Here is a 17,528-nt window from a genome sequence, read left to right on the forward strand (position 1 = left end):
GTTACTTCCTTGCTATTTTATTTTTTATAAAGCTCGTAGATTCAACGCTGGCATACATATAAACGAATCCACATAAGGTAAGCGCTTTCTTTTTGTAAATTAAAATCACGCTATTAGACACTCATTATTTCATTAAGAAACAAGGTTCCTTAATTGCCACAATAACTGATATATCTAGTATTGATTAGGATATCCATCATGTACACATCGAGATTCCAAGTAAGTTTCAGAAGGTCGAATTCGCTCACCAAAAAGAAAGCGCTTACTTTATTGTGTATAAAATCGGATATTTGATAGCTCTTGAAAAGAAAAAGGAGCATCTTGCGATGCTCCTTTTTTCTGTCTAATACACTTTATCAGCTAGTTACCTTTCAAATCGAATGTTATCGAGTTTGAACGTCATGGCCCCTTGTGGTTCAAAAACCAAGATGTTGTTTACTGCTTTCGGATCAGCTTGCGCTCCTGGTGCGAAACTGTTGTCACTATCGAGGATGTCTGCGATGGCGATTTTCACTTGCTTCCACTCTCCCACGTTCGATTTTGGTACCACGTAGTCGCTTGTATTTGGCCAGCCGCTATCCATCTTTATTAGCAGCTCAGTATCTGCTCCCTCTTCTACTTTGATATCAAAGACTAACGTTCCTTCTTTTTTCCATTCCGTCATATCAGTAACCGGGGAGCGGAAATAGAGGTTACCAGCGCCGTTTTGTTTAGTGATCTCTAGAACTGACCCTCTTTCGTCTTCTTGCGCTATTTTATGTTCGACAATATTCACTGGGTCATAGCTGGCGTATGCAAGTGCTGCATTCAGCGTATCCGTAAAGATTTCAAGCGTTGGCCCTTCAGCGTAGCTATCATCTGCTGCCAATATCGCTGGCGCTTCGTGTCCCTCAACTACCTTCGCAAATTCCGAGTGGCTTGAACATCCGTGCCCCTTCCATCGGTCAACACCACAGCGATACACCTTAACGTAATCCACCAGCATGGTTTTTGGGTAGTCATTGTCATCAACGCCACCATAGTTGGCATTTGCTGGCCATGAACCACCGATCGCTAGGTTAAGTAGTAAGTGAAACTTCTCGTTGAAAGGCGCCGCACCTTCTGCATTGACCACAAGCCCTTTTTCTTTCTCGTACTGGCTGTACCAACCGTCTTGAGTTTGCGTCGCATAATGCAGATCGTCGACATACCAGCGTATCTCACCTTCTTCCCACTCTATTGCATAAGTGTGGAAACCATCAGCAGGATTAACGCCATCGGGTAGCGTCGCTCCCTGTCCGCTATACACATTGTCTGGCCAGTTCTTACCATAATGGAGGCTGCCATAGATACGGTTCTCACCGTCGCCCTCTTTTGCTCCCGGTGCATCAGACTGAACCTTAAGGTTAACGGCTTCCATTATGTCTATCTCACCAGATGCCGCCCAAGTGCCGTATTTGTTTTCAGTGGGTAGCATCCAAATTGCAGGCCACGTGCCTTGTCCGCTTGGTAGTTTGGCTCGTATTTCAAATCGGCCGTATTTCTGATCTCGCTTTCCTTTGGTGCGAAGTCTCGCAGAGGTATAAGGGAGCGTCTTGTTAATACCCGCTTTGCCCTCGGGATTATCCGGTCCCGTGAAGCGTTCTTTGTGAGCAACAATGTGGAGCATTCCATCTTTTACGAACGCGTTTTTGCTTCTATCGGTATAGCATTGCTGTTCATTGTTACCGCCGCCCCAACAGTTGGTTTCAAAGCTCCAATTGCGCTTGCTGATGGCGTCACCTTCAAATTGGTCTTCCCAGACTAGTTGCCAATCGTCACTGACCGCTACGGGCACGTTAGTCAGTTCTACTGGCGCTTTGGTTTGGACTAAATCCGTGTTCGCGCTCTCGCCTTCTTCGGTACTGGCACAACCTGACAGTAGAGCCAAAGAAACCACCGAACCTAGAACCGTGGGTGTGTGCTTCATTTTTCGCATTGTTACTCCTTGAATACGAGCATTCTTTTATTGGCAATCACTGATGAGGGCCTCCAAACCGGAGTATGATCGCGGATAAAGTTCATCAAACCTTTATGTAAGCGCTTTCTTTAAAATTCAAAAAAAACGTTATGTATCATACTAATTTGGTAATGAGTAGTTCTTGGAACCACCCTCATCATCCCTTGGTCACTATGACACTATAAATTGACTTCACTGTATAGAGCTAGTGAGATATTAATATCTAAAAAGCAACCTCTCATCACCAAAAAGAAAGCACTTTCAAAGTATAGGCAAATTTTGTGATAATAGAGTCTAGGGATAGTGAGTCAGCCGCACAAAGCAGCTAATCCTTTTAACTATAACTATGCGACTAAAATGCGGATAGCGAGACGAGCGTCTTGGTGTAGTCCTTTTCTGGGTTCGCAAACAAATGTTGCGTGCTACCCTGCTCCACTATTTGACCGTCTTTCATCACTATCGTGTAATGACACAGCGATTTGACCACATTCAGGTCATGGGAGATAAACAGGTAAGTCAGGCCGTGCTTCACTTGTAGCTCTTTCAATAAGTCTAAAACCTGAGCCTGAACCGTCCTATCCAACGAGGAGGTTGGCTCATCGAGCAGTATGAACTCTGGCTTTAGAATCAGCGCACGTGCAATAGCGATGCGTTGCCTCTGACCACCAGAAAACTCGTTTGGATAACGGTGCCTTGTTTCTGGGTCGAGGTCCACCTCTCGCATCACACCGCAAATCATAGAGTCTAAGGTTTGTTCGTCATGTTCAAAGTGAACTCTTAATCCTTCCCCGATAACTTGGGCAACAGACATCCTCGGGTTTAAGGCTGAGAATGGGTCTTGGAAAACAACCTGCATCCGACTTCGATAAGGCAGCATGCCTTTGCGGTCTAATGATTGAATATCTTGACCATCAAACTCAATCAAGCCTTCACTTTGAACCAGCTTGAGAATAGCCATACCCGTCGTCGACTTACCAGAGCCGCTCTCTCCTACTAAGCCGATAGAGTATCCCTGTTTCAGTTCGAACTTCATATCGGTCACAGCTTTAACATGGTCGATAACACGTTTGAACAAGCCGCCTTTAATTGGAAACCACACTTTAAGGTTTTCAACAGACAGTAAAGGTGTCGCTTGCTTATTCACCTCAACAGGCAGACCTCTTGGGTCGGAGTTAATAAGTTTCTGCGTGTATGGATGGCTTGGAGTAGTGAACACCTGCTGGCACTCTCCGACTTCAACTAATTTACCTTGCTGCATAACGGCAACACGGTCCGCGATACGACGCACGATACTCAGATCATGAGTAATGAACAGCATCGCCATCCCCATCTCTTTTTGCAGGTCTTTCAGCAAATCGAGAATCTGCGCCTGAACAGATACATCCAGCGCAGTAGTAGGCTCATCAGCTATTAAGAGTTCAGGTTCATTGATAAGCGCCATCGCAATCATAACGCGTTGTCTCTCACCACCAGACAGTTCGTGAGGATAGGCAATAATCTTCTGCTCAGGATTACGAATCCCAACTTTTTTGAGCCAGCTGATTGCCAGTTGCTCTGCTTTATTGGTTCGCATGCCACGGTGAACCGCCAGCGTTTCAACTAGCTGACGTCCGATTTTATGCAGTGGATTAAGTGAGACCATCGGCTCCTGGAAGATCATTCCAATACGCCCGCCACGAATACCTCTCAATTGGCGCTCTGAGCAATTGAGCATATCAATATCGTCAAACTTAATGTGACCATTCAAATAGTGACTAGAGCCTTTTGGTAACAGCTTGAGAATAGAGTTGGCCGTGACCGATTTGCCAGAGCCACTTTCGCCAACCAGTGCCAGTGTTTCGCCCTTACGAATATCCAGCGATACATCGAACGTCACCTGTTCGATGTTCTTACCTCGACCAAAACCTACCGATAGGCTGTCGATTGAGAGAACATGTTTCGGATCGTCTTTTGTCATCATCCTCTCCTTAGCCTTGTTGATGTGGGTCAAATGCATCGCGAACGGCTTCGCCCGCAAACACGAGAAGGGTTAGCATAATCGACAACACCGCGAACGCTGATAATCCGAGCCATGGCGCTTGTAGGTTTGCTTTACCTTGAGCAAGCAGCTCACCAAGTGATGGTGAACCTGCTGGTAGACCAAACCCTAAGAAATCTAGCGAGGTTAATGTCGTCACAGAGCCGGAAAGAATAAACGGCATCATAGTCAGTGACGCTACCATCGCGTTAGGCAGCATGTGACGTAGCATAATACGTTTATCATCAACGCCCATGGCATGGGCAGCCTTTACATAATCGAAGTTTCTGCAGCGTAAGAATTCCGCCCGAACAACGCCAACTAAGCTCATCCAGCTAAACAGCACCATAATTCCGAGTAGCCACCAGAAATTCGGCTCTACAAAGCTTGATAGGATAATCAAAAGGAAAAGTGTCGGCATCCCCGACCACACTTCGATAAACCGTTGCCCCAGTAGATCAATCCAGCCACCATAGTAGCCTTGCGTCGCACCAACAGCGACACCAATTACGCTCGATACCAGCGTCAGAATAAACCCAAACAATACGGAAATTCTAAAACCGTAGATAACCCTAGCTAGGACATCTCGCCCTTTGTCATCGGTGCCCAGCCAGTTCACGTTGTCAGGCGCTGATGGTACGGAGGCGACGATATCGTAGTTAATGGTGTCATAGCTGAATCGAATCAACGGCCAGATTAAAAACCCTTTTTCTTCAATAAGGTCAATAACATAAGGGTCTGTATAGTCAGCTTCCGTTTCGAACTCTCCGCCAAACTTGGTTTCAGCGTACTGTTCAAAGATCGGGTAGTACCATTGATTATCAAACTCAACCAGAAGTGGTTTATCGTTGGCAATAAACTCGGCAAATAGACTAAAGAAAAACAGGACCAAAAAGATCCATGTCGACCAATAACCTCGCTTGTTTGCTTTAAAGCGTTGCCAACGTGCTTTCGTGAGAGGATTCATAGCCATCTATCGCGCCTCGAAATCGATACGAGGATCCACCCACGTATAAGTTAAGTCAGAAATAATGCTCAAAATCAGACCCAATAACGTCATTATGTAAAGCGAGCTAAATACCACTGGGTAGTCACGTTGAATCGTTGACTCAAAGCCTAACAGCCCTATTCCCTCCAGCGAGAACATCACTTCAATCAACATCGAACCGGTAAAGAAAATACTGATGAAGGCACTAGGGAATCCAGCAATGATGATTAGCATAGCGTTGCGGAAAACGTGCTTGTAGAGAATGCTACTCTCATCGAGACCTTTAGCTCGAGCCGTCACGACATACTGCTTATTGATCTCATCAAGAAACGAGTTCTTAGTCAGCATACTCAAGGTAGCAAACCCGCCTATTACCATGGCCAAGATTGGCAGCGTTAGGTGCCAAAAGTAATCAATGATCTGCTGGTACCAAGTTAGTTGGTCAAAATTACTCGACACCAATCCACGCAAAGGGAACCAACTAAAGTAGTTACCACTTGCGAAGAAAATAATCAGAATAATCGCGAATAGGAAACCAGGGATGGCGTAACCAACAATTACAATAGCACTCGACCAAATATCGAATCGAGAACCGTGGTGAATAGCTTTGAGGATCCCAAGAGGTATCGATATCAGATAAATAATCAGCGTACTCCATAATCCAAGAGAAATGGACACGGGAAGACGCTCTTTAATCAAGTCGATAACATTACCACCTCTGAAAAGACTGTCGCCAAAATTAAACATGGCGTAGTTTTTCAGCATGTCGAAATAACGTTCGTGCAGCGGCTTATCAAAACCAAACTGGATTTTGATGGCTTCAACAACTTCTGGGTCTAGACCACGAGAGCCTTTATAGCCTGTCGCCACATCACCTTGGTCGGTATCCAAGTCAACTTCTGTACCCCCACCACTGAATCGCTCCATGATGCCAGAATCTAGCCCCTGAGCTTGTGCAATCGCCTGTTCTACAGGCCCCCCAGGAGCAATCTGAATGATGAAAAAGTTGATCGTTATAATCGCCCAAAGCGTTGGAATCACCAACAACAAGCGTCGGAATATATAGGCCGCCATTGTTTCCTCTTATCGACGTTTTGCAGGTAGCTTCTGTGCCTTTTCTTCTGACACCCACCACGTATCAATACCTAAGTCATAAGTAGGTAAGACATCTGGGCGCTCGAATTTATCCCATGTTGCCACACGATATTTTTTGATATGCCACTGAGGTATAACGAAATAGTTCCACTGAAGCACTCTATCTAATGACCGACCTAGGACCAATAATCTTTCTGGATCATCCTGGCTGTCTGCAATTAAGTCGGTCAACTCGTCGATAACAGGGTCTTTTACCCCTGCTTGGTTGTAGGTTGAATCGATAAAATTTGAGTTCCATACAATCTTTAGGTTTGAGCTAGGATAACGCTGTGCTGAATAACTAGAAGAAATCATATCGTAATCGCGGTCGCGCCAGCGTTTCAGGTACTGTGTTGTATCCACGGTGCGAATACGCATGTCGATCCCCATCGCACGCATGTTCTTTTGGACAGGAATAGCAATTCGCTCAGTCGTGGGACTGTACATCAACAGCTCGAAACTTAGAGGCTGACCTGTTTCTACATTAGTCATCACCTTGTTTTTAAGCTCCCAACCCGCTTCTTTTAATAGAGCGAATGCTTTGCGCATTTGTGGTCGAATACGACCAGAACCATCGGTAACGGGTGGGTTGTACTCATCAGTGAACACGCGCTCAGGTATCTTCCCTTTATACTTATTCAGCACCTCAAGCTCGGCCGAAGAAGGAAGTCCTTTTGCTTCATAATCTGAGTTTTGGAAATAGCTTCGGGTACGCGTGTATTGGTCGTAGAACATGTTTCGGTTCATCCACTCAAAGTCCATCGCATAGCTCAGCGCTTCACGGACTTTTGGATCGCTAAACACTGGTCGTTCAATGTTAAATACAAAGCCTTGAGTAGCCATTGGCTTGTGATGCTCTATCTCTTCTTTCTTGATAAAACCACGATCAAAATTGGCACCTGTGTATGAGCTTGCCCAGAACTTCGCGCTGTTTTCTTGTCTTAAGTCGAACTCACCGGCTTTAAATGCCTCGAGCATTACGGTGTCATCACGGTAATAGTCATACTGAATGGTCTTAAAGTTGTTGCGACCGACATTGACAGGTAGATCTTTTGCCCAATAGTTTTCATCTAAGGCATAAGTCAGAGACTGACCCATCTTGTAATCTACGATTTTATAAGCTCCGCTTCCTACGGGAGGCTCATTCAAAGGCTCTGCAAAGTTCTTATCTTTCCAAAAATGCTCTGGTAACACTCGTGTGCCCTGCGCCAATCCAAACAGTTTTTCTTTGTTAGGAACTGACATTTCGATGCGCACAGTTAGCTTCGACGTCGCCTTAACACTTTTCACATCTTTGTAGTACGCCCTGAACTGAGGAACCCCCTCCTTCATGAATTTATCGAAAGTAAACTCAACGTCTTTCGCTGTGATAGGGACTCCATCACTAAAACGCGCATTAGGGTTGATGTCGAGCTCAAGCCAACTGTAGTCGTCAGCATAACGAACTTTCTCGGCAATCAGTGGATAGTAAGAGTCAATCTCATCAGAGGAAGGGAGCATCAGGGGATCATAGAGCTCGCCAGTTGCTGCAGCAGGTTGGCCACGAGAGGCATAGCGATTGAAGTTGTCAAAGGTGCCCATTTGTCCAAAAGTCACTTTGCCGTATTTGGGTGCTTCTGGGTTTACATAATCAAAGTGCTGGAAGTCTTGCGGGTATTTAGCCGTACCAAACCCGGTTAGCGAAGTGGTCTCAACCACATTTGCTGCCATCACACCTGAGGCAAACAGCCCCACTCCTATCGCTAAAAGCGCGTTTCGTTTTAACGTCATCCCTTTCCCCTAAAAATAAAGAAAGGGCGTTTGAGAGCGTCCTTTCCTAAATCAGTTTTATCTTGCTTATACTGTTATAAATAGCTGTATTTGACGGGGTTTTCAAGGGTGAACAGGGGAGGCTGTTTCAAAATTGGGTTAAAGTTTACTGGATGCATGTTTAAGCGATGATTTAATCACCACATTGGCTGCACTCTTGTATAACATGGGTTTCAGGACAATACATGTGGACGCGACCAGAGCACCCTTTTTTAGACATGTAGAGCGCCTTATCCGCACGCTCCACAATACTTCCGTCATCGAGCGCTTGAGTCGCGACACCAATTGAGCATGACACACCAAAGGTTTTACCACTGCTGCTCTGAAACTCGAGCGCATCTATTTTGCGCGACAGACGCGTAGCAAGTGCATAAGCTTGATGAACATTACTTCCGGGTAGCAGCAAGACAAACTCATCTCCACCATATCGACACAGTTTATCTTGCTCACGAGTACATTGGTCTATGACAGCGACCACATCAACCAATACTCTGTCGCCAATTGAATGTCCGTACTTGTCGTTAATAGGTTTGAAGCGATCAACATCAATGATCAGTAGCGAACTCGGCACTCCGAGCTCTCTGTGCTTATTTTGTTCTTCTTCTAACGCTAAGTGCATATAACGTCGGTTAAAACACCCAGTCAGCCCATCGGTATTAGCCTCCTCGAGCAGAACCTGACGTTCAGCCATGTCTTTGGACACATCTACGGCAAAACCAATGACGCCTAGAACCTGATTATTTTTAATGATTGGGGACGTCACCGTTAAATGGTAGAGCTCACTATTGTCGATGGAGAAAGGAATTTTTTGCTGAGTGGGTTTGCGAGTGTCTATAACGCTCTTATCATTCAAACGCATCATTTTGGCGGTGCGAAAACTAAACAAATGCCAGTCTGTTTTGCCTCTAATTCCATCGAGCGTCACACCAAAAGTGTCTAAGACTTTACGATTGACATACTGATAGTGACCTTCGTTATCTTTTATAAATATATAGGCATCCACAGCGTCAAACACCTCAGATAAACCGAGCAGTTCTTCGTGTGAACCCTGATGTGTTGATAAGATCAGATCAAGCATATAGTTGCTTTAAAATGCACCGTGTTGAATATAATAATCTTAGAGTTTAAACCCTACTTATTGGTTTTGCAGTGATTCTTATCCAATCCCCAAGCCCAAAATCAAATTTTGATATCTAGAGCACGATTTGAACAAAGATCACAGCTTTGCGCTAAAATCTGCCTTTCAATCTATTGACATTGTCGTCATTTACAAAAGTAGATGCGTTTTAAACACAACCTCGCGATACGTAGATCGTTATCTGCAGATAACTAGAGTGGCGACAACGAGCTTGTAAATAGAAAAAACCGAACTAGTCTTACTGATAACAAGTGTGACTCAAATCACATTTGGTACATATTCATTCAGTTCAACGAAAGGACTTAGTCATGAAAGCACTAATCATTGCAGCGCTCACGTTTGGTTTCGCAGTTTCAGCTTCAGCGCAACAATTGGAACCAGCAGGCGTAGCAACCGGACAGGGTGGTTCAAATGTATGCTTATACAAAGCGGCAGGGACAGTTACGGTGGTTTATGCACTTAACACCAATACGCCTTGCCCTACTCTCACCAGCAATTAATCTGCTTCGATAAAGTGTCGTGTATTAAGAGATAAGATTGCGAACGGAAGTGCATAGATTCAGGGCAACAAATCATACGTTGCCCTGAATGCTTAAAACACTTACTGATCGCCCATTAGTACTGTTTCATCGCGTCAACAAACGCTTGTTGAGCGCTCTTTGAGCCTAGGCTCTCCGCTTCTTTTGATAGTCTCAGGGCTTTCTCAAACTCACCTTGTTCAACAGCTCGCTCAATCGCTTGATTAAACGCCTGCTCTTGCGTCGCCGTGAGCTTTTCTGTCGCTACTGCTTCCGAGTGCTGAGCAACCGCATCTTGCCTTGTTTGCTTCTCTGCTTCTGTTTCCGAACGTGAGCCAGTAGGCTCATAGTTCAGCTCTAACGTGACTTTGCCAATCGCTGAATGCGTAATAGTAAGATTTGAGTAATATGGGTCATTAGCCGAAACAGAGCCTGATTGCAGGGCAAATTCACTTGGAGGCATTGGCTCTGAACTCGTCGCCAAAGCGTCTTTTGTGGTTACAACGGCGAGATAAACTGGCTTTTGACCATTAGAAAAGCGATTTGGGATCGCGTATTCACCCAAATAGCCAGATTTGTATAGTATCGAGCTCTCCCTGTGTTTGATGATATCTTCTCCAATAACATCAAGAACTTGAAACTTCTCATCAAGCACAAGTACTGTCGGTACAAAAACTTGTTTGTCGATAATAGAGTAAACCGTTAACTTGATCTCACCGAGCGCAGACGGCAGTTCAATACCTTCGGCAAAAGTGCGCCCGCTGTTTAGTTCAATTTTTGGCGACTGAGTAGACAAATTGATCTCTACAGCGCCTGGTTTGCTCACTGGAGCAAAACTCACATTGGCCAGAGATTCACAACACCCTTGCTGTGAGTTTAAAGCTGCTATACCTGCCTCATCTTTACTATTATTAGCGTCTTGGACTTGGCTAGCACAACCCGCTATGGTTGCCAGCGCTAAGGCGAGAATCGTCTTTCGTATCATAGCAACACTCCTTAACTACTTATATTCACATCATTGTAGAATGACTATTATTTTACCTAAAAAGTAAACGCTTTCACGAAACAATTAGACAAAGTTAGAACTCAAACAAAAAAAGCCACTCAGCAAACTGAGTGGCAAGATCAAACTGCCCTGAATATACAAGAAACTATGCAAGAGCCAGTGCACTTATTATCAAAGACATAAACACAATATGAATCATGAATATTGTGAAAAATACGGGTATGCTCTCTCCCTATGATACACATACCCGTCCCCTCTCTTAAGACAGTGGCTGGGGTTACCACCACATATCAGCTTGGATGCCTACTAACAAATCCGCTTTATCACGGTCAGAACCATCTAGGTACGTCGCTAGGAAACGAATCTCTGGTGCAGGGCCAAATCCAGTACCTACAGTCACTGTTGGTGCGATAGTCAGTTTGTAGTCATAGTTACTGCCGCCTACACCATTTTCATCAGACCAATCGCCATATTGGTAGCCCGCTTCAGTTGCGATAGACCAGTTTTTAGAAATTGGGAAAGTTGGTCGAATCATTGCAGATGCCCAAGAGTCTTTACCACGTTTTTCGAGATCATTATATTGACCTTGAATAGAGTGGAAAATACTTACGCCATTCTCAAAGAAGTAGCCACCCCAAATAAGTGCACGAGTCGATACATCACCAGAATCAATTTTCTTCATGTTATCAGGACCCATCGCACCACCGTAACCTGGCTTCCATGCATTATAGGTTGTAATTGTACCACCTAATAATTGTCCTGAACCTAAACCTTGACCTGCTTGTGCAATATATTTAGTAAAGCCCTTTTCAGACAAGCCAAATACAGTATCAGAATGATAAATACCGGTAACTTCAAAACCAGAATCTGCATATTCAACATCATCTACAAAGTTATCTGGTAAATATTTACCCATAGCATGTAGTTCAAAAGAACCAAAGTTAACGCCCACGTGTACAGCATGCATTGGGTTATTATCATCAAGTCCCCAGTAACCACCCTCAGCGTTATCACTCGCTACGTATGCGAAATCCCATTTATTTCCACCAAGCTCGATACCTTCAATACCAACACCAGTACCTGACATATCGGTATAGAAGAAGTCAGTCATAAAGATGTAGTTATCTTTACCATAGAAACGCTTACCACCCCACATGGTGCCTGTTTCTGTCACACCGTCAAACTCTACAAACGTCTCGATTAAACCAATACTACCATTCGCGGCATCAGCATTTGTGCCCAGTTGGTTTTTACCTTCTGATTGCGCATTGTCTGCACCTGCACGGGTTTTAATTCTCACCGATTGACCATCTGCAGTATCGAAATTTTTCTGAAGCGCAAGCTCAAAGTGGTTATCAGATTCAATACCTAAACGACCAAGCTTTTCTTTTGTTGCTGGGAATTTAGAGCGCTTAAAATCGTCATTAGTGCTATAGAGTGCACCAGCACGAAAATAACCATGAAACTCAAAACCCTGTGTATTTTCACTTGCGATCACGTTAGAACTAGCAGCACTTAATCCAGCCATTAAACAGGCTAGAGTCACTTGTGATAATTTCATTATCAACTCCTAAATTTTATTATAAACTTTCCATTTTTTAAGTGCGTATAAATAAAGACAACCACTGCTTTCATTTAATTCACACTGAGAGTTAGAAGAAAAATGAACCTAGACCCCCTCCAAATTCACTCCACTTCCGGTTTTCCTTTCCGCCTATAGAAAAGACAGAAATAAAATTAGTTATTCTGATATTTTTACGGTTAGCACGTACCAAGCTCGAAGCTATGTGCTTATAAATTCACCAAAAACCCATTCCACCCCAAGTAAGCGCTTTCAAAACTTACTATGAAAAAATTAGCATAGCGTGTTACACGCAACCCAGTTAACTAAATCAAATAAGGCTTTGGTTCGATTTATACCTCAAGTCCTTAAGAAAACCTTTCAATACATTAAGAAAGCGCTTTCATTAAAAAGGAAAAAATTAAGAGAAAGTGCCTTGTCTTGACTCTGTTCCCCATTGCTTGATAACTATATTAATTGTAGAGCCAGGCTATGTATATAGGTCGAAATTGCACGTATCTACAAAACATGAGGCTCGTCACCACAAAGAAAGCGCTTACTTTTACTAATGTGGAGTCAGTCACTAAATGTGAGAAAGCAATCCGATATGATGCTCTCCGCACTACAAATCGCTAACCAGATCACAGTTCACCGTCGTGGATCGTGTCTACAACACTCGAATTACCATCAGATGGGCGCTTTGTAGTATAGTGAGTGGAAGTCATTGAAGAAATTTCCAATAATTTCAACAAGATTGAATGATAGGATCGCGAATTGATTACGATAAAAGAAGTCGCTGAGTTAGCTCAGGTCTCGCAAGCAACAGTGTCGAGGACACTGAACGGTCACTCTTCGGTTAAAGAGGCTAACAAGCAAAAAGTGTATGCGGCAATGGAAGAGTTAGGTTACCAACCTAATACGTTTGCGCAGGCACTCGCCTCAAACCGCTCTTGCAGTATTGGTATGCTTGTCGGCACGCTTGATGGTCCCTTTTATGGGCCAATGATGCACGAAGTCGAAAAGGTCGTTCGCTCGGAAAACTATCACCTGATTATTACTAGCGGCCACGAAGAATATGATGAAGAACATGAATCGATTCGTTTTCTTCGCTCAAAGAAAGTGGACGGGCTGGTATTGACTGTCGATACCCTATCGGACAGTGAACTTCTTGAGATCTCGCGCCAAAATGAAGCGACAGTTCTTATCAACCGCTACATTCCTGAAATGGCTGACCGCTGCGTATGGCTCGACAATGAAAAAGGTGGCTTTTTAGCCACCGAGTATCTGATTAAAAAAGGTCATACACAAATTGGATGTATCAGTGGTCAGCTCAGTAAAGTCGATAGTCGCGACCGTCTGCAAGGATATCGCAATGCATTGAGCCATTACGGCGTGGATTACAATCCCAATGCTGTTGTCGAGGGCCGATTTGACCATCAATGTAATCATGATGCCATTCGTCGTTTGTTAGATCGAGATATCCCGTTAACCGCCATCTTCTGTATGAACGATAATATCGCGATGACCGCCTACACGTTATGTTTGGAACGCGGACTCCGCGTTGGTGAAGATATCTCAATTATCGGATTCGATAACGTACCCTTTGGTCAGCACATGACACCAGGGTTAACAACTGTAGATTTCCCAATTCAAAAAATGGCAACCGCCGCAGCTAAAAAAGTAATGGCGATTGTTAAAGGTAAAAGTAGTGCTTCACAACCCATCGAGCCTATCGAACCGACTATCATCAGCCGAGGGTCTGTGAAAAACCTCGCTTGAATAACGAAAGGTTAAACCTTTATTACGCTCAGAAGATAAAAAAAGGCAGGACAACTAAATTGTCCTGCCTTTTTGTTTGCCCTGATATCTAGTTAATGTGTGGCTAGATAACCAGTTTTTCTGCTGGAATCGTCACGTAAACAGCTTTCACCTGAGCACTGCGATCAAAAATGTGCTTACTTAGATTCTCTGGAATCATGTTCGATACTTTTTCAATCGTAGGCCCATTGGTTAGCTCAACAGTCAAAGACACATCATGTTGTTCTTCACTCAATGTGTATACAAACGGAACCTGGCATAGCGTAAACGCTAGGCTCCCCACATTCACATCGATACGATTCACCTGACCTTGCAAATCAAAGTACTCAAATGCCACAGGTTCAGTCAAGAACTCTTTTTCCGACAATAAGTTAGGCGTGATCTGGATTTCTCCATCTGTCACGGTAATACCCAGCTCGCCAAAGCGTGTAATCACTTCTTCTTTAACCTGACCAGTCATACCTGGCTGCTGTGCACCCGCTTGTTTTGGCGTATGCGAATATGGATCCGTTGGGAACGCACCGTACACTTCTGGTGTTTTGTTAAAGCCAATGCCTTCACGCACTCGGTAGTAGAACTCACCCAATTGCTTAGTCTTATCACAGTTACCTAGCTCTACCCATGCTTGCTGGTAGTTCTCTTGAACCGCAAGTAGAAGTTTAGAGACCATGTGCCAATAGATACAACCTAAGCCTTCATAGCCAAACATAGTACCAGAGCGACCTGTAAACGCTTTGTGGTTGAAGGTTTGCTCATAGATATCAGACACTTCAGCCCACTCTTTGCGACCAAAGCGAGGGTAATCCTCAGCAACAGTTGCAATACGAGCCTCTAAAATCGCTGCGTTCTCGAAATCAGCATTAAAGTGAACTCGGTTCTCAATATCTTGATTAACGATACGTTTATCGTCATTCGCCAGCATCGCCTGAAGCAGCTCACTATTATCAACAAGATTCTTAGTGATATGGTTCTTCTTCAAAAATGCCGTTAGATCACGATCCGGGTAAAGCATAAAGCTCAGTTGATCTTCACGGAACATCTCGCTATCAAACAGCTTAGTCAGCAAATCTACCGCTTGTGTCGCATCCAGAATACCCGCACTTAGGATAGCAACCTGCCCTTCCAGCATTGGATATAGATATTCGACATTCGCACCATCACCTTGAAGATCAAGGATGTTGTAGGCATTGTACAGGCCATCATCGCGCTTGTTGCTATGAATGGTGTGGTCAAGCAAAGTCTTAGATACGCGAAGTAACTCTTCAACTTCTGTCATCTCTAGCGTCGATTTACCCGAGAAACCGTTGGCATAAACGCCCATACGATACTCCTCAGCGACTTTAGCCAATTTCGTAAGTAGCGATTTACGTGATTGAGGTGTAATTTTCTCAACTCGCAGCGATGCCGCCGCTTCAGACAATACCTGACTTGTCTTGGTTAGCCATACTGCTACTTCGCTCGATAGCGCAACATTAATTGGAGCGCGACAAATTAGCTTCTGCATAAAGGTTACATAGCGACGCATGTAGTACAGCGTCACCATCGAGAGACCGTTACCCACAATAGCGTTGTTGGCATCATTCCACTCTGGACGTTGCGTATTAAGCCAAATGCCGCCATCAATGACGAAGTTGCTCAGCTTAGACAATAGCGGTACAAGGAGCTTCTCAAGTAGGTTCACTTGATAAACATCGCCATTCTCACCCATCACCAATCGACCGTCGCTACCTAGTGAATCGGTAAGCTCTTCCGTCGCAGCTTGCTTTTGCTCACTAAAGGCAACCGTATCTTTCGGGTTAGCAAACAGCTGCTCAACACCCGCAATTTCATACGGTACATTCGCATAGCTGTAGGTTTCTTCACTCAGCCATTCAATCAGGTCATTGCTTTGATACTTATCCGCAAGCTCTAGGAACTTGAGTAGATAGATGATTTGGTGGTCACCCCAGTAGCCAATGTTGCTCCACGGATCATCCAGATCAAGTAGCTCCCAATCCACGCCTTCTTTGGTAATGCGGTAAGGGTTATAACCATCGATCGTCGACGCATTTACAAACTTAGCGACAAATGAACCGATAAAGTTTGGATAGCTCAAGGCCATGGCTTCCCAGTTCTGGAAGATGTCACGCCAGTTACCTTGGTATGCCAACAAACGTTGTCCCTCGTCGTCACGCACCTTGATTTCAAAATGGTTCCATGGACGGCTTGGGTCACCGTGACGACGACCAAAGGTGAGTGGTAAATATTCGTAGGCCATACGAAGAAGCTGTTGATCACCTGTCTCTTTCGCCATCGATACTAACTGCGGATGCGATAGGTTTTCTGGAAGCGTGCGTAGCAGTGCTGAATGCTTCTCTACGACTCTTTTGTTGATGCGTGTAAATGTAGCGAGGACATCGTCCGCATCCAACTTATAACCAGAGACAAACACGCCGCCACGCATGTTGTTAAATAACACGTTCGCGTAGTGATGAACGGCAGTCTCTTCAGAAGAAGTTAACTGCCACGCGTCTGCACCCGCCATAAGAAGTTTCAACTCATCTTGGTTTGCTTGGATGTCTTGTTTAACCGTTACCGAGATCTCGTCGTCTAAGACCATCTGATTTTTCAAGGCAGCAACATCTGCATGGGACTTGTCGATATCAGCCACCATTAGCCAAGATTCCGTTTCACCCGCTTCAAGTACTAGAGATTGAGTGATAAGGAAGGCACCACGTTCGCCGCGAGTTAAAGGCTGGGCATCAAGTGGTTGCCCTTTACGGAACCTAGCAACGTCTTTGGTATTAAGAGAAATGTGCTGCGCTTTTTCTGCAATACCGAATACCGTCGTCGCTCTCAGAGATTCCGCTGGTTCAGCACGATCGCTAAGCTTGGCATACATGCTGTAGGTTGCCATAGGTAGATCATCGATTCGCTCATTCCATTTATAAGCATCGACCAGTGCGCTGCGTGTTTGCAGCGCTTGAAGCGGTGCGCCAGATGGAAGTAGATTTTGAATACCATCAATAATCTCAAACTGAACCTGTTCATCAGCAAGGTTCGTCACATGTGTTTCGCGCACAAAACCAAATTTATCCGACGTAGACCAGCTGTATTGATAGCGAAGGCCTAAGGTGTGGTTTAGCTCTTCAAATAGGATCTTGTCACCGACAGCATTTTTGTAAAGGTTGCGCTGCACTTGGTACAAACCATCATGGTGCGGGTTGAAAGGTTCCCATAATGCAGGTGCCCCATCGATAGTCGCCACACGAATAACGGCTTTAGAGCCTGTGTTGTCCGCATTTTCATGAATATGATCAACAGAGCGATACGGGAAAAGTGCATTCTCTGGACGAATGCGCCCCGCGGACAAGCTGCCTGTTGATGAAATAAACAACCAATGGTTACTGGCAGAGACAACACTGATAAAAAACGGGGCCATCTGATCGACATTAGAAATCTGGTAAAAACGTTCTTCGTTGAGAGTGATAAATTTTCCATTCACTTCAAACGACTGATTAGCTTGTAATTGTTCCATAATTTGGTCACTTCTGATTTTTTGTAAGCGCTTTCTTTAGAGCG

11 protein-coding genes are annotated in these 17,528 nt (G+C 44.5%); 2 read left to right on the top strand and 9 right to left on the bottom strand.

The window, feature by feature from the left end:
* Positions 1 to 364: 364 nt before the first annotated feature.
* The 6 genes from J4N45_RS24680 to J4N45_RS24705 all read right to left on the bottom strand — a co-directional run bounded on the left by J4N45_RS24680 (position 365) and on the right by J4N45_RS24705 (position 9,004).
* Positions 365 to 1,957, bottom strand: a complete 1,593-nt coding sequence (locus J4N45_RS24680; RefSeq protein ID WP_252015160.1) for a glycoside hydrolase family 16 protein — start codon at positions 1,955 to 1,957, stop codon at positions 365 to 367.
* 373 nt (positions 1,958 to 2,330) lie between these two features.
* On the bottom strand, positions 2,331 to 3,935 hold the full coding sequence (locus J4N45_RS24685) for an ABC transporter ATP-binding protein (protein WP_252015162.1): 1,605 nt from the start codon (positions 3,933 to 3,935) through the stop codon (positions 2,331 to 2,333).
* Positions 3,936 to 3,945: 10 nt separating this feature from the next.
* The gene (locus J4N45_RS24690) at positions 3,946 to 4,968 is read right to left on the bottom strand and encodes an ABC transporter permease (protein WP_252015164.1); all 1,023 of its coding nucleotides are present in this window, start codon (positions 4,966 to 4,968) and stop codon (positions 3,946 to 3,948) included.
* Positions 4,969 to 6,057 (bottom strand): microcin C ABC transporter permease YejB, encoded by a 1,089-nt coding sequence (locus J4N45_RS24695; RefSeq protein WP_252015166.1) that lies wholly within the window; start codon positions 6,055 to 6,057, stop codon positions 4,969 to 4,971.
* A gap of 9 nt (positions 6,058 to 6,066) precedes the next feature.
* Positions 6,067 to 7,827, bottom strand: coding sequence for an extracellular solute-binding protein (locus tag J4N45_RS24700; RefSeq protein WP_252017242.1), 1,761 nt, complete (start codon positions 7,825 to 7,827; stop codon positions 6,067 to 6,069).
* A 232-nt stretch (positions 7,828 to 8,059) separates the two neighbouring features.
* Entirely contained in the window at positions 8,060 to 9,004 is a 945-nt protein-coding gene (locus J4N45_RS24705; protein WP_252015168.1) for a GGDEF domain-containing protein, read from the bottom strand.
* Positions 9,005 to 9,372: 368 nt separating this feature from the next.
* Here J4N45_RS24705 and J4N45_RS24710 point away from each other — a divergent pair, with 368 nt between their 5' ends.
* Positions 9,373 to 9,564 (top strand): hypothetical protein, encoded by a 192-nt coding sequence (locus tag J4N45_RS24710; protein WP_252015170.1) that lies wholly within the window; start codon positions 9,373 to 9,375, stop codon positions 9,562 to 9,564.
* Positions 9,565 to 9,679: 115 nt separating this feature from the next.
* Here the strand turns inward: J4N45_RS24710 and J4N45_RS24715 are convergent, their stop codons facing one another.
* Positions 9,680 to 10,567: a MalM family protein gene (locus J4N45_RS24715; protein ID WP_252015172.1), complete on the bottom strand. Its 888-nt coding sequence runs from the start codon at positions 10,565 to 10,567 to the stop codon at positions 9,680 to 9,682.
* 298 nt (positions 10,568 to 10,865) lie between these two features.
* Positions 10,866 to 12,149, bottom strand: coding sequence for a carbohydrate porin (locus tag J4N45_RS24720; protein WP_252015174.1), 1,284 nt, complete (start codon positions 12,147 to 12,149; stop codon positions 10,866 to 10,868).
* A gap of 774 nt (positions 12,150 to 12,923) precedes the next feature.
* Here J4N45_RS24720 and J4N45_RS24725 point away from each other — a divergent pair.
* Complete coding sequence (locus J4N45_RS24725; RefSeq protein WP_042470085.1) at positions 12,924 to 13,928, top strand: LacI family DNA-binding transcriptional regulator; 1,005 nt, start codon at positions 12,924 to 12,926, stop codon at positions 13,926 to 13,928.
* A gap of 103 nt (positions 13,929 to 14,031) precedes the next feature.
* On the opposite strand, the gene J4N45_RS24730 is transcribed toward J4N45_RS24725, so the two are convergent.
* Positions 14,032 to 17,484: a 1,3-beta-D-glucan phosphorylase, GH149 family gene (locus J4N45_RS24730; protein WP_252015176.1), complete on the bottom strand. Its 3,453-nt coding sequence runs from the start codon at positions 17,482 to 17,484 to the stop codon at positions 14,032 to 14,034.
* Positions 17,485 to 17,528: the final 44 nt, after the last annotated feature.

The sequence above is a fragment of the Vibrio sp. SCSIO 43140 genome, assembly GCF_023716585.1.
GTDB lineage: Bacteria > Pseudomonadota > Gammaproteobacteria > Enterobacterales > Vibrionaceae > Vibrio > Vibrio maritimus_B.

Coding starts and splice junctions, on each gene's coding strand:
- J4N45_RS24680 (WP_252015160.1), bottom strand. CDS start 1,957: ATGCGAAAAATGAAGCACACACCCACGGTTCTAGGTTCGGTGGTTTCT.
- J4N45_RS24685 (WP_252015162.1), bottom strand. CDS start 3,935: ATGACAAAAGACGATCCGAAACATGTTCTCTCAATCGACAGCCTATCG.
- J4N45_RS24690 (WP_252015164.1), bottom strand. CDS start 4,968: ATGGCTATGAATCCTCTCACGAAAGCACGTTGGCAACGCTTTAAAGCA.
- J4N45_RS24695 (WP_252015166.1), bottom strand. CDS start 6,057: ATGGCGGCCTATATATTCCGACGCTTGTTGTTGGTGATTCCAACGCTT.
- J4N45_RS24700 (WP_252017242.1), bottom strand. CDS start 7,827: ATGGCAGCAAATGTGGTTGAGACCACTTCGCTAACCGGGTTTGGTACG.
- J4N45_RS24705 (WP_252015168.1), bottom strand. CDS start 9,004: ATGCTTGATCTGATCTTATCAACACATCAGGGTTCACACGAAGAACTG.
- J4N45_RS24710 (WP_252015170.1), top strand. CDS start 9,373: ATGAAAGCACTAATCATTGCAGCGCTCACGTTTGGTTTCGCAGTTTCA.
- J4N45_RS24715 (WP_252015172.1), bottom strand. CDS start 10,567: ATGATACGAAAGACGATTCTCGCCTTAGCGCTGGCAACCATAGCGGGT.
- J4N45_RS24720 (WP_252015174.1), bottom strand. CDS start 12,149: ATGAAATTATCACAAGTGACTCTAGCCTGTTTAATGGCTGGATTAAGT.
- J4N45_RS24730 (WP_252015176.1), bottom strand. CDS start 17,484: ATGGAACAATTACAAGCTAATCAGTCGTTTGAAGTGAATGGAAAATTT.